Source organism: Geitlerinema sp. CS-897, assembly GCF_028368005.1.
Taxonomy (GTDB): Bacteria; Cyanobacteriota; Cyanobacteriia; order Cyanobacteriales; family Geitlerinemataceae; genus Baaleninema; species Baaleninema simplex.
The window spans coordinates 1-3120 of sequence record NZ_JAQNCQ010000382.1 but is presented as its reverse complement, the minus strand read 5'-3'; the positions used below and the strand labels follow the sequence as shown (position 1 = coordinate 3120).

The following is a 3120-nucleotide window of genomic DNA, read 5'->3' as shown; positions in this document are numbered from 1 at the left end:
GTTAGCGATCGCGCGATCGCTGTCTCAAAAACTCCAACAACACGGCGCGACATTGCAAACAGGTTAACGCCTCGAGCAGGCGATCGCAGTCTTGGGAGTCCTCGGCTGCATAGCTCGTTTCCCAGAGGCGGCGATCGTCGAGGTCTACGTCGGCGCGAATTTCCACGACGAAGCCAAACAGTTTTTGGTTAGAAAAGGAACTGTTAACTAGCCACCCTTGGGAATTCAGCGTTTCTAGGCGATCGATCTGGTCTCGGGTAACGCCGAGTTCCCGCTGTAAGATATCTGGCACGACTTCGATCGCAGCCGTATCGCTCGGAACGCGCCCGCCGGGGAAGTCGAGGGTGAATTCCCCGATCCCCGGACGATAGCTGAGTTTAGGAAGGACGAAGCGATCGCGGTGCAGCGGGATAATTACGGCGGAGTCGGCTTTTTCAACCCGCCAGTAATCGAGAAGGCGATCGCGATCGTCCTTAAGTCGTTCTCCAAACAGCGTCAGCCAGGGCGATCGAATCGCCACGAACTGCGACATCGTTTCCCAGGGCTTCATCGATTTTTCAACTGTGTTCTACACCACAAACACCACCGTTCCGTTTTCGGCTTCGAGGCTGTCGCCGCGTGTTTCGCCGTCTGTGTAAGCCGCTAACACCACCTCGCTGGTTTTACCCCAGGCGATGTTCCCCTTGGCGTCGAGGGCGATCGCGCCGAGATCTCGTTGGTTTTCCGTGGCTTCAGCAAGCGATCGCGACATCGCCTCTTCTAACGACATCCCGTCCGTCACCCGCACCACGATTCGCGCCGCCAAACATTCATCGACAATATCTTCACCGATACCCGTACAACTGACCCCGGCGAAGCGATTGGCGTAGTTTCCCGCAGGCATGGCCGAATCGCTGACTCGTCCGATGCGCTCGAACCCCTTGCCTCCTGTAGAGGTTCCCGCCGCGATGCGACCTTGGTTGTCTAAGGCTACCACGCCGATGGTTCCCCGTCCCGCTTCGTCTTCAGCGATGACGTTAGCCATACTCCGTTGAAAGTTATCTTTGCGGTCTTGCAACCATTCTTTGAGGCGTTTGTCCGTGGTGGGATCGAAAATCGGTAAGTTCAGTTCTCGCGCCAGTTCCGCCGCACCGAGATCGGAGAGCGTGCGATCGCGTTCCGCTTGCAGAAACTTCGCCATATCGATGGGATTTTTGACCCGCGACACGTTGATGACGCCGCTAAACCGTTGCGCGATCCCGTCCATCAACGACGCACTCATGCGAATTTGTCCGTCCGACTGCAACACCGACCCCGTTCCGGCGTTGAAACGGGGGTTGTCTTCGAGGAGCTGACAGCCGCGAACCACCGCATCCGTGGCACTTTTCCCGTCCCGCAGCAACCCGTACACCTCATCGACAATTTGATAAAGGGCTTGGCGCACGGCTTCGACACCGCCTTTTCCTTGCAGAGAACTCCCTGCGCCACCGTGAACGATCAGTTTGGGTTGCACCGAATCAGACATGAATTTACTGGAGAATTGAGCGTTGAAAATCGATCTACAATTTCAATATCTTAAACGAAACAGATCCCCGGCATCTTGGAGATGCCGGGGATCTCGCCCCCATCACCCCATCATCCCATCATCTCCCCATTTTTCGGTTGGGGGCGGTGCGTGACGCGGTAATACGACATCGATCTAATTTCGGCTCCTCATCACCTCATCTCCCCATTTTTCGGTTGGGGGCGGTGCGTGACGCGGTAATACGACATCGATCTAATTTCAGCCGCCTTTTCCGGCCGCGTCACGGCACCCTACGCTCTCCCCCTCTCCCCTGCTCCTCAACGCCGCCGCCGACAGCGTTCGGAACAGTACTTCACCTCGTCCCAGCAGTTTTCCCATTTTTTGCGCCATGCAAACGGACGCTGACACACCGGACAAATTTTCGTGGGAAGGTTCGATTTCGTGTGTTTGCGACCCATAATCGACCGATAATAAATAAGTTCAGAGATATCTCGATGCCTGATAAGGAGTGGAATGGAACTGACGGCTTTGTCCCAAATCGCAATCGTCCTCGTCGAACCGGCTGGGGCGTTAAACGTGGGATCGATCGCCCGCGTGATGGCAAATATGGGACTGTATCGCCTGGTTCTCGTCAATCCTCAATGCGACCATCTCGGTGACGAGGCGCGACAAATGGCCGTTCACGCCGCCGAAATTTTGGAAAACGCCCAATGTGTAGACAGTCTACCGTCTGCGTTACAGGGTTGTCAGCGAGTCGTGGCCACTGCCGGGCGCGATCGCTCCTTTCCAACTCACTTCGAGCGTCCTCGGGAGGTTTTACCCTGGCTGTTGGAGGTTCCCTCTTCTTTAGTTTTCGGTCGCGAAGATCGCGGCTTGAGTAACGAAGAACTCAACTACGCGCAACGGTTCCTACGCATTCCCTCGAGTCCGAATTACGCTTCGCTCAATTTAGCGCAATCGGTGGCGGTGTGCGCTTACGAGCTTTACGATACAGTGGTTCGAGCTGAAGCGGACTCGCCGAACCTCCCCCCGGAGACGGACGATCCCGAAGCCACCGCCGACGCGATCGAAGCCTACTATCGAGATTTCGAGAAACTTTTACTCGATATTGGCTACCTCTATCCTCACACGGCCAAAGCGCGAATGGAAAAGTTTCGCCGCCTCTACAACCGCGTTCGCCTCTCCCAAACCGAAGTCGCCATGTTACGAGGTCTCGTCCGCCAGATGGAATGGGCAATTTCTCAGACTTCCTCAAAATCCCATTAACTTGTCGAGTCGATTGCCGATCGCCTACCAAGATTCGTCGCAGCGCTCCAACCATAGCCAATAGGCTTGGTTGGTGGTGAAGCGGCGGTGAGTTTCGGTGCATCCCCTGAACAATGCGATAGCGAGAGAAGGGGATAGCGCCGAAACGAACAAACTGGTAAAATTGCCTTACCGGAAACGGTCTTTAAGATCCTAAGGGTATGGTTCGCAACACCCGAAAAACCCGTGGTGGAGGTAAACCACAAAATCGCCAGTTGGTGTGGCCAAGAGAATTTGATTCTCGCTTATGTCTGCGGTGGGGCGCATCGTGGACGTTAAACAAACAGCCTGTGAAGGCGTTCTGACCGGGG

At 55.4% G+C, this 3120-nt stretch carries 4 protein-coding genes; 1 reads left to right on the top strand and 3 read right to left on the bottom strand.

Annotation, left to right across the window (positions count from 1 at the left end; all coding sequences use genetic code 11):
- Position 1: 1 nt before the first annotated feature.
- From POG22_RS24375 to POG22_RS24365, 3 genes are all read right to left on the bottom strand, one after another.
- Positions 2-550, bottom strand: coding sequence for an NUDIX hydrolase (locus POG22_RS24375; protein ID WP_498907451.1), 549 nt, complete (start codon positions 548-550; stop codon positions 2-4).
- Positions 551-568: 18 nt separating this feature from the next.
- Complete coding sequence (locus POG22_RS24370) at positions 569-1504, bottom strand: isoaspartyl peptidase/L-asparaginase (protein WP_498907450.1); 936 nt, start codon at positions 1502-1504, stop codon at positions 569-571.
- Positions 1505-1821: 317 nt separating this feature from the next.
- Positions 1822-1962, bottom strand: coding sequence for a DUF2256 domain-containing protein (locus POG22_RS24365; RefSeq protein WP_071592035.1), 141 nt, complete (start codon positions 1960-1962; stop codon positions 1822-1824).
- Between the two features lie 55 nt (positions 1963-2017).
- Here POG22_RS24365 and POG22_RS24360 point away from each other — a divergent pair, with 55 nt between their 5' ends.
- Positions 2018-2770 carry an RNA methyltransferase gene (locus POG22_RS24360; RefSeq protein ID WP_498907449.1) on the top strand — a complete coding sequence of 251 codons (753 nt, stop codon included), beginning with the start codon at positions 2018-2020 and terminating at the stop codon, positions 2768-2770.
- Positions 2771-3120: the final 350 nt, after the last annotated feature.